Below are 27,000 nucleotides of genomic sequence, written 5' to 3' on the forward strand. Positions count from 1 at the left end.
TCCCGATATGCGATGAAAATGATAGGTTAGCGGTAACAGTCGCCGCTGACTTAGGCGCCACGGCCGAAGGGTTCAACCGCTAGCAGCATCGCGCCGCATCATCGGCGCCGCGATCTCTGCCGCGCGCGCCGGGATGCTGGCCCCGGCGCGCGTTTCGTCTATAGGAAACGGGTGCAGCCGGCGTCCGCCGGGCCCCATTGTCGCAGGCAGGTTCATGACCGTCATCATCAAGGAAGCCGATCTGATCGAGAGCGTCGCCGACGCGCTCCAGTATATCTCCTATTACCACCCGATGGATTATATCCGTGCGCTGGGCGACGCCTATGAGGCCGAGCAAGGCCCCGCCGCGAAGGACGCCATCGCCCAGATCCTCACCAACAGCCGGATGTGCGCCGAGGGCCATCGCCCGATCTGCCAGGATACCGGCATCGTCACCGTGTTCATCCAGTGGGGCCAGAAGTGCGTGCTCGACAGCGAGCGCTCGCTGCAAGAGGTCGTCGACGAAGGCGTGCGCCGCGCCTATCTCCATCCGGAGAACCGCCTGCGCGCCTCGATCCTGCGCGATCCGGCCTTCAGCCGCGTCAACACCAAGGACAACACGCCGTGCGTGCTCAACGTCGAGATGGTCCCCGGCGACCATGTCCATGTCGAGTTGGCGGCCAAGGGCGGCGGCTCCGAGAACAAGTCCAAGTTCGCCATGCTCAACCCCAGCGACTCGATCGTCGACTGGGTGCTCGAGATGGTCCCGAAAATGGGCGCCGGCTGGTGCCCGCCGGGCATGCTCGGCATCGGCATTGGCGGCACCGCCGAGAAGGCGGTGACGCTCGCCAAGAAGTCGCTGATGGGCGATATCGACATGGCGCAGCTCAAGCAGCGCGGGCCTCAGAACGACATCGAGCGGCTGCGCATCGAGATTTTCGACAAGGTCAACGCGCTCGGCATCGGCGCGCAGGGTCTGGGCGGCCTTGCGACGATCCTCGACGTGAAGATCCTCGATTATCCGACCCATGCCGCGTCCAAGCCGATCGCGATGATCCCGAACTGCGCCGCCACCCGCCATGCGCATTTCAGCCTCGATGGCAGCGGCCCCGTCTATCTCGATCCGCCGAGCCTCGACGAATGGCCGAAGGTGGAATGGGCGCCGTCGAAGGAATCGATCCGCGTCGATCTCGACACGCTGACGCCGGAAGTCGTCGCGAGCTGGAAGCCGGGCGACCGGCTGCTGCTCAACGGCAAGATGCTCACCGGCCGCGACGCAGCGCACAAGCGCATCCAGGACATGCTGGCGCGCGGCGAGGAACTGCCGGTCGATTTCAGGGGCCGGGTGATCTATTATGTCGGCCCGGTCGATCCGGTGCGCGACGAGGTGGTCGGCCCCGCCGGCCCCACCACCGCGACCCGCATGGACAAGTTCACCGAGATGATGCTGGCTGAGACCGGCCTGATCGCGATGGTCGGCAAGGCAGAGCGCGGTCCGGTGGCGATCGAGGCGATCCGCCAGCACAAGGCCGCCTATCTGATGGCGGTGGGCGGTGCGGCCTATCTCGTGTCGCGCGCAATCAAGGGCGCGCGTGTCGTCGGCTTCGCCGATCTCGGCATGGAGGCGATCTACGAATTCGACGTGAAGGATATGCCGGTCACCGTCGCGGTGGATGCCACCGGCGAGAGCGTCCATCACACCGGCCCGCTGGTGTGGCGCGAAAAGATTGCCAAGGAAAAGCTGCTCCAGACTGCATGATCCGCGCGGCATGTCCGGGCACCGAATGGCGCCCGGACATGCGGCCGGCGATCAGGCGAGCGCGAGCGGCTTGCGGCGGCGAAGCATGCCGCCCGCCAGCGCGACGCCGGCGATCATCAGCGCCCAGCTTTTCGGCTCGGGCACGCCGCTGGTGAATTGCTGCGCAACAAAGCCCGGCAGGTCCTTGTCGGTAAAGCCGAACACATAGAAGCGGTTGTCGCCCGCCGTGCCGGGGACGAAGTCGTTGTCGTTGGCGATATACAGCGTGTGGACGATCTCGCCGTTATAGACGACATCCTGGCCGAAGCTCAGCCCCTCGATCTTCGCGGGGATCTGGTCCTTCTTCACGCCCAGGGCGGTCAGTTGCTCGACCAGGTCGAGGAACGGCGTCGACGATTTCTCGACGATGTGCGCCGCGGCCTCGGCGCCGTTCATGCCGGTGATGTCGACGGCGCCGGCCAGGTCGATCACGAACATCTGCTTGACCTTGGCCTTGCTGTCGTCGCCCAGGCCCTTGCCGTCGCGTTCGTCGACCAGGAACTGGTGGTCGTTGATCGCCACGATTTCGCTCACGCCCGAACCGGTGGTCAGCGGATAGCCATATTCGTGCGTCTCGCCGGTGGCGATGTCGATCGTCACGATCCGCAGCATCTTCGCCGTCGCCGGATCGGCGGCATCCTGTTCGAGCGGCGCCTGCATGATGCCGACCAGCGTCTTGCCGTCCGGCGTGATCGCCAGCCCTTCCATGCCCTTGTTGGCGACGCGGCCGATCGTGTTGCCGCTGATCTCGACGCCGCCCTGCGGCGACAAATTGGTCGCGACGAGGTTCGCCGGCAGCTCGAACGTCTTGATCAGCGAGCCCGTCGCGCGGTCGAACTGGCGGACATAGGGGCCATATTCGTCGGAGATGAACACGCTGGTGCCGTCGCTGGAAACGCGGATCGCCTCGGGATCGAAGCGCGCGTTCGCCGGATTGGTCGACAGGCCGGGCGCGAAATTGTCCGATCGGCCCGAGAAATAATAGGTCTCGGCGGTGTTGACGATCGGTGCGCCCGATCCGAGTGGCGTGCCGTCGGCGCGGTTGCCCAGCCCGGCGCCCGTGCCATAGACCAGCGGCATCGGGCTGGAGAGCAAGGTCGTGTCGGTGAGCACCGGCGTCAGGATGAACGGCAGCCCGCCGCCGCTGTTCGCGGTCAGCGTCATCTCGATCGTGTGGAACCGGCTGATGTACGACACGGTATCGTCCACCGCCGAATTATACGCGGTCGCGTTCGGCCCGCGATCGGGCACCGCGAGGAAGGTGTTGCCGCCGGCATAGGTCAGCCCGGAGCCGATGCCGCCGAGCAGATTGGCCTGAAGCCCGTTCTCCAGCGTGTAGTTCAGGCCCGAAAGATCGGCGCCTTCGCCGGCGCTGCTGCCGGTGATCGTGCCCTGTGCGAGCAGGAAAATCTGGGCATCGGCCGGCGCGGTCGTCGCGCATGCGACCGCCAGCCCGATGGCGAGCGTACGAAGCATGAAATGGTTCCCCCTGCGCCCCCATGACGCAAACCGGATATTAACCATGTCACGGGACTCATCCGGGACTCGCGGAAGACAGTTTCGCGCATCGCGAATGACGCTTTCGTGACAGGCAATGCTGCGCAGCATCGCACCGCCGGAGCGGTCCAAAGGAAATCTATCTCCACTTGGGCGACGCCGCCGCTAGCATCGACGCAACAGGATCAATCCGACCCAATAGAGGAACCGAACGCATGGCCGATCGCACGCTGCATCCCGAAACCCTGGCGCTTCACGCCGGCTGGCGCGCCGATCCGACCACCGGCGCGGTGGTGCCGCCGATCTACCAGACCACGTCCTACAAGTTCCGCGACACCGATCATGCCGCCAACCTGTTCGCGCTGCGCGAACTCGGCAACATCTACACCCGGCTCGGCAACCCGACGACCGACGTGCTGGAAAAGCGCATCGCCGCGCTGGAGGGCGGTGCGGCGGCGCTCGCGGTCGCATCCGGCCAAGCCGCCTCTGCCTATGCGGTGCAAAACCTCGCCCGCGCCGGCGACAACATCGTCAGCGGCACGGACCTGTATGGCGGCACCTGGAACCTGTTCGCCAACACGCTGAAGGACATGGGCATCGAGGTCCGCTTCGTCGATCCTGCCGATCCCGACGCCTTTGTTCGCGCCAGCGACGACCGCACCCGCGCCTGGTATGTGGAAACGCTGCCCAATCCCAAGCTGATCGTCGCCCCGATCGGCGAGATCGCCGCGCGCGGGCGCCCGCTCCACATCCCGCTGATCGTCGACAACACCGCCGCCCCGCTGATCGCCCGGCCGCTCGATCACGGCGCGGCGATCGTGGTCTATTCGACCACCAAATATATCGGCGGCCACGGCACCTCGATCGGCGGCATCATCGTCGATGGCGGCAATTTCGACTGGGAAGCGGCTGGCGATCGCCAGCCGATGCTCAACACCCCCGATGCCAGCTATCACGGCGCGGTGTGGAGCCAGGCGGCCAAGCCGCTCGGGCCGATCGCCTATATCCTGCGCGCGCGCACCGTGCTGCTGCGCGATCTGGGCGCGGCGCTGTCGCCGATGAACGCATTCCAGATCCTGCAAGGGCTGGAGACGCTGCCGCTGCGCATGCCGCGCCACTGCGACAATGCAGCGAAGGTCGTCGCCTTCCTGCAATCGCGGCCAGAGGTAACGCGGGTGATCCACCCCTCGGCCCAGACCGGCGTCCAGGCAGAGCGCGCCGCGCGCGTGCTGACCGGCGGCCAGGGCGGGCTGGTCGGCTTCGAGCTCGCGGCCGGCAGCGCGGCGGGGCGCGCATTCATCAACGCGCTCGAACTGTTCTACCATGTTGCGAACATCGGCGACGCGCGCAGCCTGGCGATCCACCCGGCCTCGACCACGCATTCGCAGCTTTCCGCTGACGAGCAATTGGCGACCGGCGTGTCCGAGGGCTATGTCCGCCTGTCGATCGGGCTCGAACATATAGACGATATTCTCGCCGATCTCGGCCAGGCGCTCGATCGGGCAGCGGCCGGCAACTAAGCGGCGGGCGGGTCAGCGGCGCGGCCGCCGCCCGGCCCGCCCACGCCACGCCAGCGCCGCTGCTGCAACGCCCAATGTCGCCCCCGCCGCGATCGCCACCGGGGCGATCGGCTTGCGGCGGGCATGGCCCACGCCGGCGAGCAGCGACCGGCTGCCGATCGCCTCGAACTGGTGGTCCGCGTCGGGCGGATCGAGCACTTCGTGATCGGCCAGCCAGGCGGTCACCGCGTTCAGGTCGGGGATCTCATATGGCACCAGCCGCCGTTCCTCGCCCGACCGCAGCGCTTCGATCGTCTCGATCAGCGATCCGCTTTCGCGCAGCCGCGCGCGAACCGTGTCGACATCGGTGCCGAGATGTTCGGCCAGCAGATCGAAGGCGACCGTCTCGATCCCGTCTCGGGTGTGCCGGTTTGCGCTCCGCGTCGAATCGATCGTAACGTCGCACTCGCTATCGAGCCGCATCGAGCGGTTGTTGAAGTTCGACGAGCCGACACGCAGGATCTCGCCATCGACGATCGTGATCTTGGCGTGGACATAGATTGGCTGCCCGCCGCGTGTCAGCGGGTGATAGATGCGCAGCCGCCCGTGCCGGTCCCGCCGGCGCAGCGCCTCCATCAGCCGCGCGCGGGCCGTATCCATCGCCAGCGGCTCCAGCCAGCCGGCCGCGCTCACCGGGTTGACGATCACGATCTCCGGGCCGTTCGCCTCGTCGAGCCGCCGGGCGATCGCCTTGGCCACGCGGTGCGAGGCGAAATACTGGCTTTCGGCATAGATCCAGCGCTCGGCGCGCGCGATCAGGTCGAGATATAGCTGCTCGATCTCGCGAACGCCCGGGTCACCGGGCATGTCGGGGATCGTCCGCGAGATCGCGACCTCGCAGTCCTCGAACGTCGCATCCAGATCGTCCGGCCAGCACGCGTCGCGCTCGGGCGGCGCCGGCAGTTCCTCGCCCGATGCGCGCCGCCACCGCAGCCGGCTGAGTTCGCCCAGCGCCTTGGCCACCGGGCCGCTGAGCGCGGTGGTGGCATCGTGCCACGGGTCATAGGGAATGCCGCCGGGCGTCACGCGCACACGATCGTCGTCGCGATGCGCCCTGGTATCCCACCGGCCGCCGGTCATGTCGATGCCGCCGCAAAAGGCGAGGCAATCGTCGACCACGACGATCTTCTGGTGATGCGATGCCGCAACCGGATGATGGCTGTCGAGCTTCAGGTGAATGCGGCGATGGCGCCACCAGCGCAGCAGCGTGATCGCGGTCGTGCCGCGAAACAGCGACACGATCGCGCCGGTATCCCAGCGCAGCACATGGATATCCAGCGTGCGCGTCTGCTTGACGAGCCAGGAAATCAGCTTGCCGATCCGCGCCGGCGCCTCGTCCTCCTGCTCGTGGACGAGCAGGATGCGGCCGTCAAAGTCCCAGCCGACGAGCATCAGCTGGTGGTTGGCGATCCGCATCGCCTGACGCGCGACGCGGAAATAGGCATCGGCATCGACGATCACCGTCGCGCGTTCGGCGCGCTCGATGCGCCAGCAGTTGCGCGACGGTTCGAGCGGGGGTGTGGAACGAGCCATGTCAGTTGCTCACCCGATGATCGTGCATTTGGGCTCCCTCATTCGACCGGCCTGCGATCGTCGAGCAGGTCCGGCGTCGTCGGCTCGGCGCGCTCGTCGCGCACCAACTGCTCGACATGGCTTTCGGGCGCGGTATCGTGGCTGGGCACCGCTGCGGCGGCCGGCCGAGGCGGCGCGGGCCGCGCGTCGCCGGTGGCCCGCATACCCGCGAGCGGCAGCGGCGCCGCTTCGTCGAAGCGCAGGCGATAGATCGGCTCGGGCAGCGCAAAGCCCGCAGCCTCCAGCGCGGTCTTGGCCGCCTGAATGGCAAGGCTGCGGCCCTTCAGGAAATCGGTGTTCGTCTGGTCCACCCAGCCGAAGAAGCGCAGCACGATGTTCGAATCGCCGACGTCCTGGATGATCGCATTCGCCCTCGGCCGATCGAGCACGAAGGGCAGCGCGTTCACCGCCTTCAGCCCCACCGCCATCCCCTGCACCGGATCGTCATCGGCATCGATCCCCAGATCGAATGCGAAGCGCCGTTCGGGGTTGCGCGTGTAATTCAGGATCACCGCCTTAAAGACGGTCGAGTTGGGGATGCGCAGGTGATTGCCGTCGAGCGTCATCAGGATCGTCGCGCGCGAGGTGAGCCGGACGACGCGCCCCTCATTGCCCTCGACGACGACATGATCGTTGGCGCGGAACGGCTGGCGCAGGCTGAGCATCAGGCTGGAGATGTAATTGTCGATCGTGTCGCGCACCGCAAAGCCCAGCGCGATGCCGATCACCCCCGCACCGCCGAGCACCGCGCCGAGCAGCGCCGTCGCGCCCAGCACCTCGAGCGCGGCGATGATGCCGAGCAGCACGAAGGCGAAGCGGATCGAGGTCGCCAGCAATTCGGCGAGGAACGGATTGGGCGTCACCGCACGCCACAGCCGTTCGCGCCCGGCGATCAGATAGCCGAACAGGCCGATCAGCACCGCCAGCACCAGCGCAACGCCGACCAGCGGCAGCGCCCGCACGAGATCGCGGACGTCCTTGCCGAAACTGCCGAGCGCGGGCGCGAGGTTGGTGTCGACCGCCAGGTCGCGCGCCAGATCGTTCTGGACCGTCACCACCCCGGCGACGCGCGATGCGATCGCCTCGGCCCGGTCGACATCCTCGGGCGTCGGCACCTGGCCGCGCAGCGTGACGACGCCGGCCGAAGCGCGGACCGTGACACCGCGCAGCGCGGGTATCTCCTGAAAAATGCTTCGGATGCGCGCCGCGATGCCGGCATCGTCCCCGGCATCCACCCTTGCCTCGATCGGCGCGGCGGCGGGTGTCTGCGTGTTCTGCGCAGCCGCCACCGGCGCCGTGCCGATCAGCACGAACGACGCGGCGATCAGCCACGGGGTGCGAAACACGGCGGCCGGCACCGCGATGGACGGCATCGGCATCGCCCGATCAGCGCACCGCCGCGCTGTCATTGGCGACGATCGCGTCGCGTTCGGCCTGGCTCATCGTCGCGACATTGCGACCGGCCGCATCGATCGCATCGGCACGTTCCTCGCCCGTCTCGCGGACGTCTTCGGCGCGCTGGTTGAGCATGTCCGCGCGGTTTTCGAGCGCATCGGCGCGCGCATCGGCGGCATTTTCGACGCGATCGGCCAGATTGTCGGCCGGCGAGGGGTTACAGGCGGCGAGCGGAAGCGCACAGAGTGCGGCGACGGCGAGTGCTTTCATCATCGGAAGATCCCTGTTGTTGCCCAAGACGACAACCAAGCGCAGCGGCCGCCCGATTCGTTCCGCCCCCGCCCATTTGCGCGGAAATCGGCCCGCCGCCGGCGCGCGCGATCGTTACGCAAGGGAATTGACGCCGCCGGTTCGAAGTTATAGCTATTGCGAATCACTCGCATATCATAAGGGGAGCATTCTTGACCGACTTCATCGCCCGCCTTGCCGGGGCGGCGAGCCTATTGGCCTGCCTGGCTGCCGCACCGGCGGTTGCCCAGACAAAACCGCCTCAGGCTGCTGACAATGACGCCGCCGATGCCGATGCCGAGCGCGATCCGTCGACCATCACCGTCACGGCAACGCGCCTCGCCACCGATACGCAGAAGGTGCCCGCCACCGTCACCGTCGTCACCGACGAGAAGATGGCCGACCAGCTGGCGGGCGACATCAAGGATCTGGTGCGGTTCGAACCGGGCATCAGCGTGCCGCGCCAGCCCGCGCGCTTCGGCGCGGCATCGAACACCACCGGGCGCGCCGGCAACGAAGGCTTCATCGTGCGCGGCATCGGCGGCAACCGGGTGCTGATCCAGGTGGACGGCGTGCGCGTGCCCGATGGCTTCACCTTCGGCGCGCAAAGCGTCGGGCGCGGCGATTATGTCGATCTGGGCCTGGTCAAATCGGTCGAGATCCTGCGCGGCCCCGCCTCGGCGCTGTACGGCAGCGACGGCCTGGCCGGCGCGATCAGCTTCATCACCGCCGATCCGGCGGATTTCCTGGAAGGCGGCAAGTCGATCGGCGGGCTGGTGCGCGCAGGCTACCAGTCTTCCGACCAGGAATGGAGCGAGACGGCCATTCTGGCGGGGCGCAGCGGCGATTTTTCGGCGATGATCGCCTATACGCGCCGCGATTTTTCGGAACTCGACAACAAGGGCATTGTCGGCGGCACCGGGCCTAGCCGAACCGAGCCCAATCCACAGGACGGCGATTCGAACGCGCTGCTCGGCCGCATCGTCTATCAGCCGGGCAACGGCCACAAGCTGCGGCTGACCGGCGAATATCTCGACAACCATCTCGACACCGACGTGCTGTCCAACGTGACCAGCAGCGTCGCCGGCACCACCGGCAACGATAAGACGAAGCGCCGCCGCGCGGCGTTCGACTGGACCTGGGCGGGCCAGGGCGCGATCGAGCACACGCGGCTTAGCCTATACTGGCAGAAGTCCGAGGACAGCCAGTTCTCCGCCGAGGATCGGACCGTGCTGGCCGATCGCACGCGCCTCAACACGTTCGACAATCGCGTGTTCGGCGCCTCGGGCGAAATCGTGCTGGCATATCAGACGGGTGCGCTTCGCCACCGCCTGATCGTCGGTGCCGATGCCAGCAAGACGCGGCAGGAGGGGGTTCGCGACGGCACGGTGCCGCCGGCGGGCGAAACCTATCCCACCCGCGCCTTTCCCCGCACCGATTTCACGCTCGCCGGGATGTTCGTCTCGGACGAAATCGCGATTGGGCCGGTGACGCTGTTCCCGGCGCTGCGCTTCGATCATTATGCGCTCGACCCGCAGGACGATCCGCTGCTCCCCGCCTTCGAGGGCGCACGGCAGAGCGGGTCGCGCGTCTCGCCCAAATTCGGCGCGACGCTGGCGCTGGGGCGCGGCTTCAGCCTGTACGGCAACTATGCCCAAGGCTTCAAGGCGCCCGAGCCGAGCCAGGTCAACCAGTTCTTCCAGAACCTCGCCTTCGGCTACCGCTCGGAGCCAAATCCCAATCTGAAGCCCGAAACCAGCCGCAGCGTCGAAGGCGGCGTGCGGTTCGATGGAAGCGGTATCCGTGCCCAGTTGACCGGCTTCCATGCCGACTACGACAATTTCATCTCGCAGGAAGTCGTCAGCGGGGCGTTCACGCCTTCCAATCCGGCCGTCTACCAGTTCATCAATCTGGATGAGGCGCGGGTGAACGGCATCGAAGGCAAGATCGATGCATTGCTGGGCCATGGCTTCACCGCGAATTTCGCCTTTGCCTATGCCGATGGGGACGTGATCCGCAACGGTGTGCGGAGTTCGCTGTCGACGGTGGACCCGACAAAGACGGTCGGCGGCATCGGCTATCGCGCGCCGGACGGACGGTTCGGCGGACAGCTGATCGTCACCCATAGCGTCAGGAAGAAGGCGAGCAGCACCACCGGCGTCTGCACGACCGACTGCTATCGCCCGCCTGCCTTCACGATCGTCGATGCGACCGCCTTCTTCCGCGTGACCGACGGGCTGACGCTGCGCGCCGGCGTGTTCAACCTGTTCGACCTCAAATATGCCTGGTGGAACGACGTGCGCGGGCTCGCCGTCAGCTCGACGATCACCGATGCCTACACCCAGCCGGGACGCAATGGCAGCGTCTCGATCAGCTACCGCTTTTGAAGAACGGAGGGGAAATCATGCGAACGCAACGTCTTGCACTGGGACTGGCGCTCGGCTTGCTGGCAATGCTGCCGGCATCGCAGGCGGCCGCCGATGGCCCGATCAAGCCGCGCAGCGCGGCGGAGGAGCAGGCATCGTTCGAGGCCGATCGCCGCGACATTCTCGGCATGGCGGGGGCCTATAAGGTGCGCTTCGACATGCAGGAATCGACGCCCTGGCGCGCCGACTATGCCCCGATCGAACCCAAGGTTTCGGGCGGGCACGAAGTCGTCAAGGTGATCGAGGACAGCGGCCGCAAGATCGTGCTCCAGCACCTGCTGGTCGTCGAACATGACGGCAAGAGCCATGTCATCAAGCATTGGCGCCAGGACTGGGAATATGAGCCCGCGCGCGTGCTCGTCTATGCCGGGCCGAACGAATGGAAATGGGAAGCGGTGCCTGAAGCGATGCGGCGCGGCCGCTGGTCGCAGACGGTGTACCAGGTCGACGACAGCCCGCGCTATGGCGGCTGGGGCCAGTGGACGACCGAGGGTGGCGTGCGTCGCTGGCGCTCGAACTGGACGTGGCGCCCGCTCGCCCGGCGCGATGCGGTGCGCGGGCCGGTCTATGACCGCTATCTCGGCATCAACCGCCACCAGCCGACGCCGACCGGCTGGATCCACTGGCAGGACAACACCAAGATGGGCGTGATCGACGGCAAGCTCCAGCCGGTCGTCCAGGAATATGTGCTCAACACTTACACCCGGTTCGACGGCTATGACGTCAAGGCGGCCGATGCCTATTGGGCGGCGACCAAGCGCTATTGGGCGGCGATCCGCGCCGAATGGGATCGGCTCGCCGAGGCCAGGAATGGCATCCGCATCACCGAAGCCGCCGAGGCCGGCACGGTGATCGCCAGCCGGCTGCTCGAAATCGCCGACGATATCCAGGCCGGCAAGATACGCGAGGCCGATGCGATCGCGCTCGCGAAAAAGCTCATGGACCAGGCGACGAACGCCGCCTGATCCAGCGCGCGGGGCGGGAATTCGAAAGCCACTGCCCCGCGCGTCCCCCTCCGGCCCGCTGCGGACGCTTCAGAACAGTCCGTCGTCGAAATCGTCGTCATCATCCGCGGCGGCTGAATCTGCGACCTCTGCCTCGGCCGCCGCATCGCCGCCCGGCACGAAGCCGCGATGGACTTCGCGCTCGCGCGCCATCGTGTAGCTGCGCGCCAGCTGGTCGAGCAGCGCGCGCAGCGGCGCCTCGATCGCCTCGTCGGGCGCGTCGCAGGGTGCGGCAAGCGGCTCGATCCGCGTCACCGCGTCGCGCAGCGCGTCGCTCACCTCGGCGTCGCAATCGATCTTCTCGGTCGCGCGGCTCAGGATGCGGGTCACGGCGGCGGTGTCGCCGTCGAGCCCCGAGAGCCCGTCGCGCATCCGCTGCGCGCCGTCATGGATCAGCGCCAGCGATTCGGTCAGCGCCTGACCGGCATCGGCCTCGTCGGCCTGCGGGTCGCGCACCGCCGCCGCGCATGCGACGAGATCCTCGAACGCCCCCTCGATCGCGGCCGAGATGTCGGCAAGGCGGTTGGCGAAACCACGGATTTCGGAGGCGACCATCGCCAGCCCGCGCCCCTCATTGCCGAGCCGCGAGCAGCGCAGATCGGTGTTCCACGCCATCTGGTGAACGTCATGGGTGACGCGGTGGACCACCTTCAGCCGCGCGGCGAGCCGTTCGGCGGTGGCCGAGGTCGCAGCGCCCAGCCGCTGCGCCTGGCCATCGGCATCGCGCAGCCGCGCCGTCACCGCCGCGACGTCGCTGACGCTGCGTTCGAGCTCGGCCAGAAAACTGCCGCTTTCGGCGTCGTCACCGGCATTGCCCGCCTCGGCCTGGAGCGAGACCAGCGCCTCGGCGCTCGGCACGATGCCACGCAGGCTTTCGGCGAGCACGCCCACTTCCTGCTGGAACCCGTCGATCGTGTCTCGCGCCTGTGCGACGAACAGCGCGGTCATGTGGCCGGACACGGCGATGGCGGTTTCGGGGGACGGTGCCTCGCCCTCGCCGCCCTCACGAAACGCGATCAGCGCGCGTAGCCCGTCGGCGACATGTTCGAGCCGCTGACGGGTGATGTCGCCGATCTGCATCGCGCCGATCGCCGTTGCCACCTTGGCGCGGATCTCGCGCGCGACTTCGGCGATGCGCTCGGCGCGACGCGCGACTTCGTTCTGATGTGCCTGCAGCGCGGCGGCATCGGCGGCCAGCTTGCGCGGCACCTGGGGGATCACCTTGACGCATTCGTCGGCAAGCTGTCGGTCGATATCGATGACGCTGCCGATGCCGCCCACCAGTCGAGCGATCTCCGCGCCGATCTCGGACATCTCGCGTTCGCCATCGTCGATCCGGGCGAACATCGTGTCGGCAAAATCGGCAAAGCCATGCGCGCCCGCCGCCGCCACCTTGATGTTCAGCCCGCAGATCCGCAGGAAATCGAGCGTGCGATTGATCTGGTGGATGCTGTCGCGCAGCGGCTTGCTGGTCTGCTGGATGCGCGCCAGCGCCGCCTGCCGCGTCGCCTGCACTTCCGGCAGCCGTTCCAGCCGATCGGCGGTCGCGCGCATGTTCTCGACCGCACCGTCGGCGGCCTCGCGACCCATTGCCTGCGTCGCCGCGTCGAGCGCGCCCACCAGCTTCTCGACGATCGCATAAGCCTCGGCCAGCGCGTTGCCGGCATCGACGAAACGCGCGTCAAGCTGGCTCGCCACCTCGTCGATCTTGGCGCCAACCGCCGCGAGGCTGATCTCCTGATCGGGGCGCGGTTCAGGAATTGCCGCAGCGTACACCGCCACCTCCGTTCTGCCTGGACAGAGTCTTATAGGACGAAATGCGCATTCGGGTGCCGCCGCGCGCCACCCACGGCCGATCCGCCCGCGTCATCGAGCCGTCGCCGCCAGGAGTTCGCGGGCGATCTGCCCCAGCGGGATCACCCGGTCGGCGGCGCCCCGCGCGATCGCTTCCTTCGGCATGCCGAACACGACCGAGGTTGCCTCGTCCTGCGCGAAGGTGCGTGCACCGGCCTGCTGCATCTCCAGCAGGCCGCGGGCGCCATCGTCACCCATGCCGGTCATGATGATGCCCACCGCGTTCGCGCCTGCGTTGCGCGCCGCCGATCGGAACAGCACGTCGACCGAGGGACGATGGCGCGATACCAGCGGCCCGTCGCGCACCGAGACATGATAGCGCGCGCCCTGCCGCTCCAGCATCGTGTGCTTGCCGCCCGGCGCGATCAGCACATGGCCGCGCAGCACCGGATCGCCGTCCGCCGCCTCCTTGATGTCGACTTCGCATAGCCCGTCGAGCCGCTTGGCGAAGGCGCGCGTGAAATGTTCGGGCATGTGCTGGACGATGACGATGCCCGGCGAATTGGCGGGCAACGCCTCCAGCACCTCGCGCAGTGCCTCGGTCCCGCCGGTCGACGCGCCGATGCAAACCACCATCTCGGTCGTGCGGCTCATCGCCCGCCCGGTGGGCGGCGGCAGCACCGCATCGGCGGTCAGCTTCTTGGCCGGTCCTGTTGCCGCCTGGACAAAGCTACGCGGCGCCGGCCGCCCGCGCACCCGTGCGCGCGCCGCCGCCTTCACCACGTCGCGGATCTGCAGATGGTGCTCGATCAGGTGATCGGCCACGCCGATCCGCGGCTTCAGGATCACGTCGACCGCGCCCGCCTCCATCGCCTGGAGCAGCGTTTCGGAGCCCTGTTCGGTCAGCGACGAACACATCACCACCGGCACCGGGCACTGGCCCATCAGCTTGCGCAGAAAGGTGATGCCGTCCATCCGCGGCATCTCGACGTCGAGCGTGATGACGTCGGGCACTTCCTCCTGGATGCGCTTGGCGGCGACGAACGGGTCCGACGCGGCACCGATCACGTTGATCTCGGGATCCTCGCTCAGGATCGCGGTCAGCGCCTGGCGGACGCTCGCCGAGTCGTCGACGATCAGCACGCGGATACGGCCGCTCATGGCCGGCTCCGCTGGAACACGGTGTTGGCGACCTGCTTCAGCGGCAGATCGAGCCCGGTCACCGATTCCGAATGGCCGAGGAACAGATAGCCGTTGGGCGCGAGCAGGTCGACGAGCCTGGACACCACCTTTCGCTGGGTCGCCTTGTCGAAATAGATCAGCACGTTGCGGCAGAAGATCAGGTGCATCGGATCGCCGACGGGATAATGATCGTCCATCAGGTTAAGCCGGGCGAAGCCGATCGCGCTGCGTAGCGCCGGCGCGACCCGGCCGACGCCGCGGCGCGGGTCGTTGGCGGTCATCACATATTTGCGGCGCAGCGCCGCCGGCACCGGCTCGAACTGGTCGAGCGGATAGATGCCGGCCCGCGCGGTGGCGAGCACTTCGGTATCGAGGTCGGTGGCGAGGATGCCATAGCCGAAGCCGGGGCTGCGCGCGGCATAGTCGTCCAGCACCATCGCCAGCGTATAGGGCTCCGGCCCGGTCGAGCAGGCGGCGCTCCACGCGCGGATCTGGCGGACGCCCGCGGCGGTCAGCGCCGGCAGGGCGTGATCGACCATATAGTCGAAATGCCCCGGCTCGCGGAAAAAGTCGGTCTTGTTGGTGGTGACCGCGTTGATCAGGTGCGGCCCTTCATGCGCAAGGTTCTCGTCGGCGAACAGATAGTCGCAATATTGGTCCAGCGTGTCGGTGCCCGTGGCGCGCAGCCGGCGGCGCAGGCGCCCCTCGACCATCGTCTTCTTGCTCTCCGGCATCTTGATGCCCGAATAGCTGTAGATATAGGCGGCGAGCCGCGCGAAATTGCGTGCGCTGATCGTGTCCATCCCGGCGGATGACGGCGCGAGGTCGAGTGCGGCTGCGGACAAGAAACATTGCTCCATTTCTGGGCGGCCCCCCGCGCGGTGCGCGCGGTCATCGGGGCAAGGGGCGGCGAAACCGGCGGGCGATCGGCGGGACGGACCGAGCCGTCCCGCCATGACCGCGGATCAGGCGGCGGAGGCGACGGGCTTCTGAAGCGCGATCGCCTCTTCCTCCGAAAAGATCCGGCCCATCTCGACGAGCACGACGAAGCCGTCCGCGCGCTTGATGACGCCGCCGATATATTCGGACGGCCAGGCGATGCCGATATCGGGCGCGCCTTCCAGCTCGTCGGTGCGGAACGTGCTGACTTCGAGCACGCGATCGACCACCAGCCCGAGCATCAGCACCCGACCCGCCACCGGCACGTCGACCACCAGGATGCGGGTGCTCGGTGTCGGTTCGAACGGCGCGAGGCCCAGCCGCATCCGGAAATCGATCGTCGGCACGCCCTTGCCGCGCATGTCGGTCAGGCCCAGCAGATAGGCTGGCCCGCTGGGGATGCGAAACGTCTCGCGATAATCGAGAATCTCGCGCACCAGACTCACCGGGACGGCGAACACTTCGGCCCCGAGGCCGAAGGTCACCACCTGCAGTTCGCTCGGCTTGCTCATGCCGCCCGTGCTCCGAAATCGGCGTCGGCGTCGTCCGGCCCGCCATTGGTGAGGTCGAGTGCAAAGCCGTGCGCGCGCGCCTGCTGGTCGGCGACCGAATTCGCCTTCGCGGCGGGCTTCGGCTTGGCGGCGGGCTTGGGCTTGGCGGGCGCCGCCGTCCGCGTGGCGGCACGGGGCGCCGGCTTGGCGCGCGATCCCGCATTGTCCACCCGGAAGAAGGCGATGCTCGCCTGCAGTTCCTCGGCCTGCGCCGCCAGCTCCTCGGACGTGGCACTGATCTGCTCGGACGCGCCGGCATTCTGCTGCGTCACCTGGTCGAGCTGCTGGATCGCCTGATTGATCTGCGCGGCGCCGATGTCCTGCTCGCGGCATGCCGCGCTGATTTCGGACACCAGCTCCGCCGTCCGCCGGATGTCGGGCACCAGCCGGCCGAGCATGTCGCCCGCCTCCGCCGCCGCCTTCACCGTCTCCGACGAGACCGAGCTGATCTCGGCGGCCGCACCCTGGCTGCGTTCGGCCAGCTTGCGCACTTCCGATGCCACCACCGCGAAGCCGCGGCCATGTTCGCCGGCCCGCGCCGCCTCGACGGCAGCGTTCAGGGCAAGCAGGTCGGTCTGGCGGGCGATCTCCTGGACGATGCCGATCTTGTCGGCGATCGTCCGCATCGCGCCCACCGCACGGTCCACCGCGATCCCGCTCGATTCGGCGTCCTTGGCCGACTGGCGCGCGATCTTCTCGGTCTGCGCGGCATTGTCGGCGTTCTGCTTGATGTTCGCCGCCATCTCTTCCATCGATGCCGATGCTTCCTCGGCCGCCGCCGCCTGCTCGGTCGCGCCCTGTGACACCTGTTCCGAGCTCGAAGACAGCTGCTGGCTGCCCGACGACACGTTCTCCGCCGCGATGGTGGCGTCGCCCACCACGCCGCGCAGGCGATCGACCATTCGCACCAGCGCCAGGCCCAGCGTGTCCTTGTCCGACAGCGGCTGGTGGCTGACGGTCAGGTCGCCATCGGCGATCTTGTCGGCCAGCCCGGCGCTCACGCGCAGATTGCCGGTCATGCGGTTGACGGTATCGACCAGATCCTTGATCTCGTCGTTGCTGGTCACGACCACGTCCTGATCGAGGTCGCCGATCGCGACCGCATCGATCGCCGCGCTCACCTTGGCCAGGCCCTTGGACACGGTACGCGCGATCCACAGCGCCGCGATCGCACCGATCACCAGCGCCACGACCACCATCGTGATGAACAGCGAGCGCGCCGCCGCATAGGTCTCGTCGCCCAGCTTGCTCGCGGCGGCCGCGCCATCGGCGTTGAGCTTGACGAGCTTGCTCAGATCGTTCGAGAAATCGTCGAACAGCGGCTTGCTCTGCTCGATCGCGCGTGCCGCCTCGACATTCTGGTTCGAACGCGACAGCGCCAGCATCCGGTTGCCATCCTCCTGATAGCGGCCGAACTTTTCGCCGAACTGGTTATAGATCGCGCGCTCGTCCTCCGACGAGATCAGCTTCTCATAGCGCGCGCGGATATCCTTGATGCTCGACTGGACGCGATCGATCTCGCTCTCCACCCGGCGCATCGCCGCCTCGTCGGTCGACGCGACGTGATAATATTGCGCGACGCGCAGGTCCGACGTCGCGGTGTTGATGCGATGGATCGCGTCGAGGCTGGGCAGCCAGTTCTCCGTGATCTCGGTCGACTGGTCGTTGATCGACGCCATCTTGTTGATCCCCACCAGCCCCAGGGCCGCGGTAATCAGCAGCAACAGCGCGAACGCGCCGGTCAGCTTGGCTTTTATGGTAGCACGCACGTCAAAGATCCTCTTCGTGTGGGCCCGGCATCAGCTGTCGGTTGAGGGGAAAGGGGGTTGGGGTCATGCCGCCCGCACCCCGAAATCGGCATCGGCATCGTCGGGGCCGCCGCTCGTCAGGTCGAGCGCGAAGCCGTGGACGCGCGCCTGCTGATCGGCGACCGAATTCGGCTTGGCGCGGACCACCGGCTTGGCCACGCTGGCGCGGCGCGGGGCTGCGGTGGCGCGGGACGCCGGTTTGGCGCGTGAACCCGCCGCATCGACCCGGAAGAAGGCGATGCTCGCCTGCAGTTCCTCGGCCTGTGCCGCCAGTTCCTCGGACGTGGCACTGATCTGCTCGGACGCGCCGGCATTCTGCTGCGTCACCTGGTCGAGCTGCTGGATCGCCTGATTGATCTGCGCGGCGCCGATGTCCTGCTCGCGGCATGCCGCGCTGATTTCGGACACCAGCTCGGCCGTCCGCCGGATGTCGGGCACCAGCCGGCCGAGCATGTCGCCCGCCTCCGCCGCCGCCTTCACCGTCTCCGACGAGACCGAGCTGATCTCGGCGGCCGCACCCTGGCTGCGTTCGGCCAGCTTGCGCACTTCCGATGCCACCACCGCAAAGCCGCGGCCATGTTCGCCGGCCCGCGCCGCTTCGACGGCAGCGTTCAGGGCAAGCAGGTCGGTCTGGCGGGCGATTTCCTGGACGATGCCGATCTTGTCGGCGATCGTCCGCATCGCGCCCACCGCACGGTCCACCGCGATCCCGCTCGATTCGGCGTCCTTGGCCGACTGGCGCGCGATCTTCTCGGTCTGCGCGGCATTGTCGGCGTTCTGCTTGATGTTCGCCGCCATCTCTTCCATCGATGCCGATGCTTCCTCGGCCGCCGCCGCCTGTTCGGTCGCGCCCTGCGACACCTGTTCCGAGCTCGACGACAGCTGCTGGCTGCCCGACGACACGTTGGCCGATGCCAGCGTCGCATCGCCGATCACGCCGCGAAGCCGCTCGATCATCGAATTTACGTTGGTCAGCAGGTCGGCGATCTCGTCACGGCCGCTCACGTCGACGGTGCGCGTCAGGTCGCCCTCGGCCACCATCCGCATCGCATCGCCGGCACGCGCCAGGCCACGCGAAATGGTCAGCGACAGCCACAGCGCCGCGCCCAGCGTCATCGCCACTGCGACTGCGCCCAGCACGAACATCGTGTTGCGAGACGAGGTGAATGCGGCCTCGGCTTCGGCGCGCGCCTCGGCGAGCAGACCCTCGTTGATCTTCACCAGCCCCTCGACGGTGTTCGACACCTCAAGCGCCTTTTCCCGGCCCTCGCCCATCGTCAGCTGCTCTGCGGCACTGCGATCGCCGTTGCTGAGTTCGACCACCCGGTCCGACAGCTGGCGATAGGCGGCCCATTGATCGGCCAGCGCGCGCCAGGATGGCTTCGCCTTTTCAGAGGCGGCGCTATTGGCTTCCTCGACGATCTCGTCCGTCTTGGCCTTCCATTTCTGGTGCGAGGTCTTGAGGTCGCGACGGCGGCCTTCTTCGGCGGCCATCACCAGATTCTTCTCGGTTCGGATCACCATCGACATGCTTTCGTCAGCGGCGCGGGCGCGGGCCAGCTGGGCTGCCGGACCGTCGAGAACGGTGGCGAAGTTGGTGTTGATTTCCCCCAGACGCATCACGCCGAGCGTGATGACGGCGACAAGGATCAGCAGCAGCGCAGCAAAGGCCGCCGCCATTTTCAGTTTGATTGTGGCTCGCAAGATTGCCCCCGGTTCAATGTACGGTTGAAGAAGACGGGGCCGCGCCCGCCATCGAATGGCACGCAAAGATCGCGAAGAGGTCGGGCAGGACGACGATCCCCGTCGGCCGGCGAACCAGTTCGCGCACAAATTCGCGCCGCCAGCGCATCCCCACCGCGGGCGGGTCCTCGCTCGCGGTCTGGTTCAGCGTGGTGACTTCATGGACCTTGTCGGTATGGATGCCGATCTGGGTCGGCTCGCCGCCCAGTTCGATCTCGATCACGACGATGCGGCTGTCGACCGTCGGCTCGGTCTGCGGCATCGCGAACGCCATGCGCAGATCGGCGATCGGGATGATCTTGCCGCGGAAATTGACGACGCTGCGCACCAGCGGCGCCGCGCCCGGAACGCTCGTCTCGGGCAGCAGGTCAAGGATCTCGCGGACGAGCATCGCCTCGAGCGCGAAGGTTTCCTCGCCCAGGTCGAAGGTCAGGACTTCGAGATTGCCGTGCGCGTCCCACTGGGTGCCGGCCGGGGTGATGGCGGTTGTTTCCTGCATGGGCTTATCCAACGGCACGGAGCCGCTCCTCCTGGTGCTGGCCCGCGGTGACGAGCTGGACGACGTCGAGGATCAGCGCGACCCCGCCGTCGCCGAGGATCGTCGCGCCGGCAAAGGTCGCCACGTCGCGGTGGAGCGGCGACATCGACTTGATGACGGTCTGGTGGCTGCCGATGATCTGATCGACCACCAGCCCGACGCGCTCGGCGCCGGTGGCGATGACGACGATCTTCTGGTGCGGATCGGGGCGGGTGCCCGTCTCGAACATCTCGCGCAGGCGGATGAACGGCACCAGCCGATCGCGCAGCGTGATGAAGCTGCGCCCGCGCGAACGCAGATCTTCCTCAAGGCTGAGCTCGAGGCATTCCTCGACCGCCGCCAGCGGGATGACATAGCGACCGTCGCCAACACGGACGAGCAGCCCGTCGATGATCGCCAGCGTCAGTGGGATGCGCAGCACCACCGTCGATCCCTCGCCGGGCTCCGACTTGATATCGATCGCGCCGCGCAGGCTCTCGATCGTCCGCTTGACCACGTCCATGCCGACGCCGCGGCCGGACAGGTTGGTCACCGCCGCCGCCGTCGAGAAGCCGGGGTGGAAGATCATCTGGAGCAGCTCGGAATCGCTCAGCGTCTGGCCCGGCTGGATCAGTCCCTGTGCCTCGGCCTTGGCGCGCACGCGATCGCGGTCGATGCCGCGGCCGTCGTCGCGGATCGTGATCAGGACCTCGCCGCCCGCCTGGTGTGCCGAAAGCCGCACGCGGCCCGCCGCCGGCTTGCCCGCGGCGATGCGCTCTTCGGGCGTTTCCAGCCCGTGGTCGCACGCATTGCGGATCAGATGGACCATCGGATCGGCCAGCCGCTCGATCACGGTCTTGTCGACCTCGGTCGTCTCGCCTTCGGTCGAAAGCTCGATCGTCTTGCCCGTTTCGCGCGCAAGATCGTGGACGAGGCGGCGGAAGCGGCCGAACAGGCTCGCCACCGGCACCATGCGCAGCACCATCATCGTGTCGCGCAATTCGCTCACCAGCCGCTCGATTTCCTCGGAGATCGAACGCAGCGTCAGATCGGCGACGCTGGCATTGGCCAGCTGCGACAAGCGGCTATGGACGATCACCAGTTCTCCCACCCGGTCCATCAGCTCGTCGAGCCGCTCGGCGGGGACGCGAACGCTCTCGCCGGTCTTGGCGGCTGCCTTGGTCGCGGCGGCGGGCGCATTGCCGGCCGGTGCGGCGGCATCGGCCACCACTGCCACCGGCGCGGCGGGCGCGGCCGGGGCGGCATCGTCGCTGGCCGCTGGCGGCGCATCCTCGGCCGCCTCGCCCAGCGGCGCCACTTCGAGCGCCATGTCGTCCATCACGAAGATGAACACATCGTCGATGTCATCGCGCGAGACGTCGCCATAAAGCTCGACGTCCCAACCGATATGGCATTCGATCGGCACCAGCTCGTCGAGCGGCGGGATCGCATCGGTGCGCGCGACGATGCGCGCCTCGCCCAATTCGCGCAGCTCGTCGAGCAGCATCAGCGGGTTGGTGCCGTTCGCCATCGCCTCGGGCGGCAGCCGGAACGACAGGCGCCAGCCACCGCGCGCGCTTGGCGCCGCGGGGGTGCCGGGCGCGGGTGCGGCATCTGCTGCGGTGGGAACCGCGACCGGCCCGCCGGAGGCGGCATCCACCTCGCGCTGCAATTCGGCCAGGATCGCGTCGCCGGCGGCTTCCAGCCCGGCGCCGTCGCCATCGACCAGCGCGCGCATATGGTCCTTCGCGGAAAGGATCACCGAAACCAGCCCCTGCGTGGCCGGCGCCTGTCCCTTGCGGACACGATCGAAGGCGCTTTCGCAGTGATGGGTGAAGCTCGCCAGCGCGTCGAACCCGAACATCGCGCCCGAGCCCTTCAGCGTGTGGAGCCCGCGGAACACGGCGTTGACCAGGTCCTGGTCGTCCAGCTGGTTGCTCAGATCGAGCAGGCCCTGCTCGATCTGGTCGAGCAGGTCGCCGGCTTCGACCCGGAACGCTGCGATCGGATCGCCGTTCACCGGCCCAGCACCTTCTTGGCGACCTTGATCAGCTGTTCGGGGACGAACGGCTTGACCAGCCAGCCGGTGGCGCCCGCGCTCTTGGCCTGCGCCTTCATCGAATCATCGCTCTCGGTGGTGAGGAAGATGATCGGCGTGCCGCACTGGGCGGGATCCTTGCGAAGCTCGCGGATCATCGTCAGCCCGTCCATGTTCGGCATGTTCAGATCGGTGATGATCATGTCGAACCGGCTGCCCTTGGCCTTGGTCAGCCCCTCGACGCCGTCGCCGGCCTCGGTGACGGTGTAGCCGGCACCCGTCAGCGCGATGCGGATCGCCATCCGCAGGCTGGGCGAATCGTCGACGGTGAGAATGGAAGCGCTCATTGGGGGCGTTCTCCGTGAAACCAGAAATCGAGGGTGGTCTGATCGGGCTCGGTCAGGAAACCGGCGCGATCGAGCAGCGCGGTCAGCGCCTCGCCGGCGGGCTGCCGCAACTGCAGCGTCTTGCCCGCCCGTCGCGCCTGTTCGCGCGCGGCGTGCAGCAGCTGGATGAAGCTCAGATCGACTTCGGCCAGTTCGGCCATGTCGATTTCGATCTGGTCGTCGGACTCGAACGCATCCAGCAACGACTGGCGGAAATCTGCCGCGGTTCGCACCGTTACTGACGGCGATGTTTCGATGACGTGTGCCATTTAAGCCCCATGCTCGCAGCCACCGCGCCATGACTGGGCGATGTCCTGTCAGTCGTTTCCATTCTTTTTAGGATGATTCAGTGTTACCCGTGGCGCGCAGCCTCAATTTTTTGAAGCCAAGGGAGCCGGATGGAACCGGTTACGCATGACAGAGCCACGATTCTCGCGGCATCCGGAACATCGGTGTCCAGGGTTGTCGGCCGGGTCGGGCGGGCGTAGCCCCTCGCCATGACCGACTCGACTGTTGCGCTTGCCCCCGCCCTGGACCTTGCCGATCGCGATCTCGATGCGAGTATCGACCGGTTGTTCGCGCTGATGCGCGTGCCGTCGATCTCGACCGATCCCGCCTATGCCGGCGATTGCCGCCGCGCCGCGACGCTGCTCGCCGACGAGCTAGCCGAACTCGGCTTCGCCGCGCGCGTCGCCGATACGCCCGGCCACCCGATGGTCGTCGCGCATCACGATGGCGATGGGCCGCACGTGCTGTTCTATGGCCATTACGACGTCCAGCCGGTCGATCCGCTCGAACTATGGACGCGCGATCCGTTCGATCCGTCGATCGAGACGCGCGACGACGGCTCGCGCATCCTGGTCGGGCGCGGCGCCTCCGACGACAAGGGCCAGCTGCGCACCTTTGTCGAAGCGTGCCGCGCGTGGAAGGCGACGCATGGCCGCCTGCCCTGCCGCGTGACGATCCTGTTCGAGGGCGAGGAGGAATCGGGCTCCGAAAGCCTCGAGCCGTTCCTCCACGCCCATGCCGAAGAGCTCAAGGCCGATTTCGCGCTGATCTGCGACACGCTGATGTGGGATCGCGACACCCCCGGCATCACCATCGGCCTGCGCGGCATGGCGGCGGGGCAGGTGACGGTGCGCGGCCCCTCGCGCGATCTGCATTCGGGCCTTTATGGCGGCCCGGCGCGCAATCCGATCCAGCTGCTCTGCGGGATCCTCGGCGAGATGAAGGACGGCGATGGCCGCGTCACGCTCGCCGGCTTCTATGACGGCGTCGCGGAGACCGATCCGGCGGTGCGCGCCAACTGGAACGCGCTCGGCTTCGACGGCGCGTCGTTCCTCGGCGAGGTCGGCCTCAGCATCCCGGCGGGCGAGCGCGGCTATGACGTGCTCGAACAGAGCTGGGCGCGCCCGACGGCGGAGATCAACGGCATCTGGGGCGGCTATACCGGCGAGGGATTCAAGACCGTGATCCCGGCTGAGGCGCATGCCAAGGTCAGCTTCCGCCTGGTCGGCGATCAGGACCCCGATCGCGTCTGGGCCGCGTTCGAGGACCATGTCCGCAGCCGCCTGCCCGCCGATTGCACCGCCACGTTCCTGACGCGCGGCCCGGGCAGCCACGCGATCAGCCTGGCGAGCGACACCGGCCCGCTCGCCGCATCGCGCGGCGCGCTGGAGGCCGAATGGGGCCGCGCCGCGCTGCTCGGCTGCGGCGGATCGATCCCGGTGGTCAATTCGATCCGCTCGATCCTGGGCATGGACACGGTGATGGTCGGCTTTGCGCTGCCCGACGACAATATCCACTCGCCCAACGAGAAATACGAGCTCAAGAGCTTCCACAAGGGCATCCGCTCGTGGATCCGCATCCTCTGCGCGCTGGGCGAAACGACGATGGCGGCAGCACCCGCCACCGCCGTCGCCTGATCAGTCGAGATTGGGCCGCAGATAGCGGTTGGCGAGCTCCAGGCTGATTCCGCGCCGCTCGGCATAATCGGCCACCTGGTCCTGGCCGATCCGCGCCACGCCGAAATATTCGGCCTGCGGATGGCCGAAATAAAAGCCCGAGACCGCCGCCGTCGGCAGCATCGCGAAGCTTTCGGTCAGGCTGATGCCGGTGGCATGATGCGCGTCGAGCATCTTGAACAGCACCGGCTTCAGGCTGTGCTCGGGGCACGCCGGATAGCCCGGCGCCGGGCGGATGCCGCGATATTGCTCGCGGATCAGCGCGTCATTGTCGAGCTGCTCGCCCTCGGCATAGCCCCATAACGAGGTGCGGACGAACTGGTGCAGCCGTTCTGCGAACGCCTCGGCCAGCCGGTCGGCCAGCGCCTTGAGCAGAATGTCCGAATAATCGTCGATCGCCGCCTTGAAGCGGGCGAGATGCGGCTCGATGCCGTGGATGCCGACGGCAAAGCCGCCGATCCAGTCGCCGTCATGATCGATGAAGTCGGCCAGGCACATGTTCGCGCGGCCCTCGCGCTTGGCGATCTGCTGGCGCAGCATCGGCAGGCGGACATGGTTCTCGTCCTCGACATGGACGATGATGTCGTCCTCCTCGCGGCGGCACGGCCACAGCCCGGCGACGCCGCGCGCGGTCAGCCATTTCTCGTCGATGATCCGGTCGAGCATCTTCTGCGCGTCGGCGAACAGGCTCGTCGCGCTCTCGCCGACCACCTCGTCCTCGAGGATCGCGGGATAATTGCCCGCCAGTTCCCAGGCGCGGAAGAACGGCGTCCAGTCGATATATTTGCGCAGGTCCTTCAGATCCCAGTCGCTGAAGCTGTGGACGCCGGGCATGCGCGGCTTGCCCGGCTTCAGGCTCATGTCCGCCTCGAACGCATTGGCGCGGGCATCCTCCAGCGACAGCAGCTCGCTCTGCCCCTTGCCCGCGCGCGCCTGGCGGACATGCTCATATTCGGCGGCGATCTTGGCGACATAATCGTCGCGGATCGTGTCGGAGACGAGCGTGGTCGCCACGCCCACCGCGCGCGATGCGTCAAGCACGTGGACCACCGGCCCCTTGTACGCCGGCTCGATGCGCAGCGCGGTATGCACCCGGCTGGTGGTCGCGCCGCCGATCAGCAGCGGGATCGTCATGTTCGCGCGCTGCATCTCCTCGGCCACCGTCACCATCTCGTCGAGGCTCGGGGTAATCAGCCCGGACAGGCCGATCATGTCGGCATCATTCTCGTTCGCCGCCTCGATGATCTTCGACCACGGCACCATCACGCCCAGATCGACCACGTCGAAGCCGTTGCACTGGAGCACGACGCCGACGATGTTCTTGCCGATATCGTGGACGTCGCCCTTGACGGTCGCCATGATGATCTTGCCCTTGCCCTTGGCGCCGGGCTCCTTGGCGGCCTCAATGAAGGGCAGCAAATGCGCCACCGCCTTCTTCATCACACGCGCGGACTTCACCACCTGCGGCAGGAACATCTTGCCGCTGCCGAACAGGTCGCCGACGACGTTCATCCCGTCCATCAGCGGGCCTTCGATCACCTCGATCGGCCGGTCGAACGCCAGGCGGCACTCCTCGGTATCCTCGACGACGAACTGGTCGATGCCCTTGACCAGCGCATGCTCGAGCCGCTTTTCCACCGGCCAGCCGCGCCATTCGGCCGCCTGCTTCTCCGCCGCCGCGTCGGTGCCGCGATATTTCTCCGCCAGCGCAACCAGCCGGTCGCCCGCTTCCGGATCGCGGTTGAGGATCACGTCCTCGCACGCGGCGCGTAGCTCGGGCTCGATCTGGTCATAGACGTCGAGCTGGCCGGCATTGACGATCGCCATGTCCATGCCGGCGGGGATCGCGTGATAGAGGAACACGCTGTGCATCGCCCGGCGCACCGGCTCGTTGCCGCGGAAGCTGAACGACAGGTTGGAAAGCCCGCCCGAGATATGGACGTGCGGGCAGCGCGCCTTGATCTCGCGGCATGCCTCGATGAAGTCGACGCCGTAGTTGTTGTGCTCCTCGATCCCCGTCGCCACCGCGAACACATTGGGATCGAAGATGATGTCCTCGGGCGGAAAGCCGATTTCCATCAGCAGCTTGTACGCGCGCTCGCAGATCTCGACCTTGCGGTCCCTGGTATCGGCCTGGCCCACCTCGTCGAACGCCATCACCACCACGGCGGCGCCATAGGCCATGCACTTGCGGGCATGGGCCAGGAACTGGTCGACGCCCTCCTTCATGCTGATCGAATTGACGATCGGCTTGCCGGAGACGCATTTCAGCCCCGCCTCGATCACGTCCCATTTGGACGAATCCACCATCACCGGGATGCGCGCGATATCGGGCTCGGCCTGGATCAGCTTGAGGAATGTCGTCATCGCCTCATGCGCGTCGAGCAGGCCCTCGTCCATGTTGACGTCGAGCACCTGCGCGCCGGCCTCGACCTGCTGCAGCGCCACCTCGACGGCGGCGGCATAGTCGCCGTTCATGATCAGCTTCTTGAAGCGCGCCGATCCGGTGACGTTGGTGCGTTCGCCGACATTGACGAAGTTGGTGGAGAGGTTGGTCATG

At 67.4% G+C, this 27,000-nt stretch carries 20 protein-coding genes; 5 read left to right on the forward strand and 15 right to left on the reverse strand.

All coding sequences use genetic code 11. The features are described from left to right. Positions 1–214 precede the first annotated feature (214 nt). The gene (locus tag ACX40Y_RS01455) at positions 215–1,738 is read left to right on the forward strand and encodes a fumarate hydratase (protein WP_459117751.1); all 1,524 of its coding nucleotides are present in this window, start codon (positions 215–217) and stop codon (positions 1,736–1,738) included. A gap of 51 nt (positions 1,739–1,789) precedes the next feature. Here ACX40Y_RS01455 and ACX40Y_RS01460 read toward each other — a convergent pair whose 3' ends face one another. After that, the gene (locus ACX40Y_RS01460) at positions 1,790–3,253 is read right to left on the reverse strand and encodes an esterase-like activity of phytase family protein (RefSeq protein ID WP_459117752.1); all 1,464 of its coding nucleotides are present in this window, start codon (positions 3,251–3,253) and stop codon (positions 1,790–1,792) included. Positions 3,254–3,489: 236 nt separating this feature from the next. On the opposite strand from ACX40Y_RS01460, the gene ACX40Y_RS01465 reads away from it, so the two are divergent. Beyond that, positions 3,490–4,794: an O-acetylhomoserine aminocarboxypropyltransferase/cysteine synthase family protein gene (locus ACX40Y_RS01465; RefSeq protein ID WP_459117753.1), complete on the forward strand. Its 1,305-nt coding sequence runs from the start codon at positions 3,490–3,492 to the stop codon at positions 4,792–4,794. A gap of 12 nt (positions 4,795–4,806) precedes the next feature. On the opposite strand, the gene ACX40Y_RS01470 is transcribed toward ACX40Y_RS01465, so the two are convergent. The 3 genes from ACX40Y_RS01470 to ACX40Y_RS01480 are packed head-to-tail and all read right to left on the reverse strand — an operon-like array spanning position 4,807 to position 8,070. Then, a complete protein-coding gene (locus tag ACX40Y_RS01470; protein ID WP_459117754.1) occupies positions 4,807–6,366 on the reverse strand; it encodes a phospholipase D-like domain-containing protein in 1,560 nt (519 codons plus the stop codon). Positions 6,367–6,404: 38 nt separating this feature from the next. Continuing rightward, the gene (locus ACX40Y_RS01475; RefSeq protein ID WP_459117755.1) at positions 6,405–7,778 is read right to left on the reverse strand and encodes a mechanosensitive ion channel domain-containing protein; all 1,374 of its coding nucleotides are present in this window, start codon (positions 7,776–7,778) and stop codon (positions 6,405–6,407) included. Positions 7,779–7,791: 13 nt separating this feature from the next. Beyond that, a complete protein-coding gene (locus tag ACX40Y_RS01480; RefSeq protein WP_459117756.1) occupies positions 7,792–8,070 on the reverse strand; it encodes a hypothetical protein in 279 nt (92 codons plus the stop codon). A 191-nt stretch (positions 8,071–8,261) separates the two neighbouring features. Between ACX40Y_RS01480 and ACX40Y_RS01485 the strand changes: the two genes are divergently transcribed. Together ACX40Y_RS01485 and ACX40Y_RS01490 are read left to right on the forward strand one after the other, a co-directional pair. Then, a complete protein-coding gene (locus ACX40Y_RS01485) occupies positions 8,262–10,475 on the forward strand; it encodes a TonB-dependent hemoglobin/transferrin/lactoferrin family receptor (RefSeq protein WP_459117757.1) in 2,214 nt (737 codons plus the stop codon). A 17-nt stretch (positions 10,476–10,492) separates the two neighbouring features. Continuing rightward, positions 10,493–11,479 carry a DUF6607 family protein gene (locus ACX40Y_RS01490; RefSeq protein WP_459117758.1) on the forward strand — a complete coding sequence of 329 codons (987 nt, stop codon included), beginning with the start codon at positions 10,493–10,495 and terminating at the stop codon, positions 11,477–11,479. Positions 11,480–11,548: 69 nt separating this feature from the next. On the opposite strand, the gene ACX40Y_RS01495 is transcribed toward ACX40Y_RS01490, so the two are convergent. The 10 genes from ACX40Y_RS01495 to ACX40Y_RS01540 form a co-directional block, all read right to left on the reverse strand. Then, positions 11,549–13,294: a hypothetical protein gene (locus tag ACX40Y_RS01495; RefSeq protein ID WP_459117759.1), complete on the reverse strand. Its 1,746-nt coding sequence runs from the start codon at positions 13,292–13,294 to the stop codon at positions 11,549–11,551. 90 nt (positions 13,295–13,384) lie between these two features. Beyond that, entirely contained in the window at positions 13,385–14,473 is a 1,089-nt protein-coding gene (locus ACX40Y_RS01500) for a protein-glutamate methylesterase/protein-glutamine glutaminase (RefSeq protein WP_459117760.1), read from the reverse strand. After that, entirely contained in the window at positions 14,470–15,297 is an 828-nt protein-coding gene (locus ACX40Y_RS01505) for a CheR family methyltransferase (protein ID WP_459118379.1), read from the reverse strand. Before ACX40Y_RS01505 ends, ACX40Y_RS01500 begins: the two co-directional genes overlap by 4 nt. Positions 15,298–15,459: 162 nt before the next feature. Next, positions 15,460–15,945 carry a chemotaxis protein CheW gene (locus tag ACX40Y_RS01510; protein ID WP_459117761.1) on the reverse strand — a complete coding sequence of 162 codons (486 nt, stop codon included), beginning with the start codon at positions 15,943–15,945 and terminating at the stop codon, positions 15,460–15,462. After that, the gene (locus tag ACX40Y_RS01515; protein WP_459117762.1) at positions 15,942–17,753 is read right to left on the reverse strand and encodes a HAMP domain-containing methyl-accepting chemotaxis protein; all 1,812 of its coding nucleotides are present in this window, start codon (positions 17,751–17,753) and stop codon (positions 15,942–15,944) included. Before ACX40Y_RS01515 ends, ACX40Y_RS01510 begins: the two co-directional genes overlap by 4 nt. Positions 17,754–17,816: 63 nt before the next feature. After that, entirely contained in the window at positions 17,817–19,496 is a 1,680-nt protein-coding gene (locus ACX40Y_RS01520) for a methyl-accepting chemotaxis protein (protein WP_459117763.1), read from the reverse strand. A 13-nt stretch (positions 19,497–19,509) separates the two neighbouring features. Then, positions 19,510–20,034 (reverse strand): chemotaxis protein CheW, encoded by a 525-nt coding sequence (locus ACX40Y_RS01525; RefSeq protein WP_459117764.1) that lies wholly within the window; start codon positions 20,032–20,034, stop codon positions 19,510–19,512. Between the two features lie 4 nt (positions 20,035–20,038). After that, positions 20,039–22,072: a chemotaxis protein CheA gene (locus tag ACX40Y_RS01530; RefSeq protein WP_459117765.1), complete on the reverse strand. Its 2,034-nt coding sequence runs from the start codon at positions 22,070–22,072 to the stop codon at positions 20,039–20,041. Continuing rightward, on the reverse strand, positions 22,069–22,437 hold the full coding sequence (locus ACX40Y_RS01535) for a response regulator (protein ID WP_459117766.1): 369 nt from the start codon (positions 22,435–22,437) through the stop codon (positions 22,069–22,071). Before ACX40Y_RS01535 ends, ACX40Y_RS01530 begins: the two co-directional genes overlap by 4 nt. Continuing rightward, positions 22,434–22,745 carry an STAS domain-containing protein gene (locus ACX40Y_RS01540; RefSeq protein ID WP_459117767.1) on the reverse strand — a complete coding sequence of 104 codons (312 nt, stop codon included), beginning with the start codon at positions 22,743–22,745 and terminating at the stop codon, positions 22,434–22,436. Before ACX40Y_RS01540 ends, ACX40Y_RS01535 begins: the two co-directional genes overlap by 4 nt. 228 nt (positions 22,746–22,973) lie before the next feature. On the opposite strand from ACX40Y_RS01540, the gene ACX40Y_RS01545 reads away from it, so the two are divergent. Continuing rightward, positions 22,974–24,401 carry a M20/M25/M40 family metallo-hydrolase gene (locus ACX40Y_RS01545; RefSeq protein ID WP_459117768.1) on the forward strand — a complete coding sequence of 476 codons (1,428 nt, stop codon included), beginning with the start codon at positions 22,974–22,976 and terminating at the stop codon, positions 24,399–24,401. On the opposite strand, the gene metH is transcribed toward ACX40Y_RS01545, so the two are convergent. Beyond that, positions 24,402–26,999 carry a methionine synthase gene (gene metH, locus ACX40Y_RS01550; RefSeq protein ID WP_459117769.1) on the reverse strand — a complete coding sequence of 866 codons (2,598 nt, stop codon included), beginning with the start codon at positions 26,997–26,999 and terminating at the stop codon, positions 24,402–24,404. It abuts the gene before it with no gap. Position 27,000: the final 1 nt, after the last annotated feature.

The sequence above is a fragment of the Sphingomonas sp. RS6 genome, assembly GCF_054489705.1.

Excerpts from the sequence above, each read along its gene's own strand:
- ACX40Y_RS01490 (WP_459117758.1), top strand. The coding sequence starts at position 10,493 with ATGCGAACGCAACGTCTTGCACTGGGACTGGCGCTCGGCTTGCTGGCA.
- ACX40Y_RS01455 (WP_459117751.1), top strand. The coding sequence starts at position 215 with ATGACCGTCATCATCAAGGAAGCCGATCTGATCGAGAGCGTCGCCGAC.
- ACX40Y_RS01535 (WP_459117766.1), bottom strand. The coding sequence starts at position 22,437 with ATGAGCGCTTCCATTCTCACCGTCGACGATTCGCCCAGCCTGCGGATG.
- ACX40Y_RS01505 (WP_459118379.1), bottom strand. The coding sequence starts at position 15,297 with ATGGACACGATCAGCGCACGCAATTTCGCGCGGCTCGCCGCCTATATC.
- metH (WP_459117769.1), bottom strand. The coding sequence starts at position 26,999 with ATGACCAACCTCTCCACCAACTTCGTCAATGTCGGCGAACGCACCAAC.
- ACX40Y_RS01480 (WP_459117756.1), bottom strand. The coding sequence starts at position 8,070 with ATGAAAGCACTCGCCGTCGCCGCACTCTGTGCGCTTCCGCTCGCCGCC.
- ACX40Y_RS01500 (WP_459117760.1), bottom strand. The coding sequence starts at position 14,473 with ATGAGCGGCCGTATCCGCGTGCTGATCGTCGACGACTCGGCGAGCGTC.
- ACX40Y_RS01545 (WP_459117768.1), top strand. The coding sequence starts at position 22,974 with ATGACCGACTCGACTGTTGCGCTTGCCCCCGCCCTGGACCTTGCCGAT.
- ACX40Y_RS01540 (WP_459117767.1), bottom strand. The coding sequence starts at position 22,745 with ATGGCACACGTCATCGAAACATCGCCGTCAGTAACGGTGCGAACCGCG.
- ACX40Y_RS01465 (WP_459117753.1), top strand. The coding sequence starts at position 3,490 with ATGGCCGATCGCACGCTGCATCCCGAAACCCTGGCGCTTCACGCCGGC.
- ACX40Y_RS01475 (WP_459117755.1), bottom strand. The coding sequence starts at position 7,778 with ATGCCGTCCATCGCGGTGCCGGCCGCCGTGTTTCGCACCCCGTGGCTG.
- ACX40Y_RS01510 (WP_459117761.1), bottom strand. The coding sequence starts at position 15,945 with ATGAGCAAGCCGAGCGAACTGCAGGTGGTGACCTTCGGCCTCGGGGCC.
- ACX40Y_RS01525 (WP_459117764.1), bottom strand. The coding sequence starts at position 20,034 with ATGCAGGAAACAACCGCCATCACCCCGGCCGGCACCCAGTGGGACGCG.
- ACX40Y_RS01460 (WP_459117752.1), bottom strand. The coding sequence starts at position 3,253 with ATGCTTCGTACGCTCGCCATCGGGCTGGCGGTCGCATGCGCGACGACC.
- ACX40Y_RS01470 (WP_459117754.1), bottom strand. The coding sequence starts at position 6,366 with ATGGCTCGTTCCACACCCCCGCTCGAACCGTCGCGCAACTGCTGGCGC.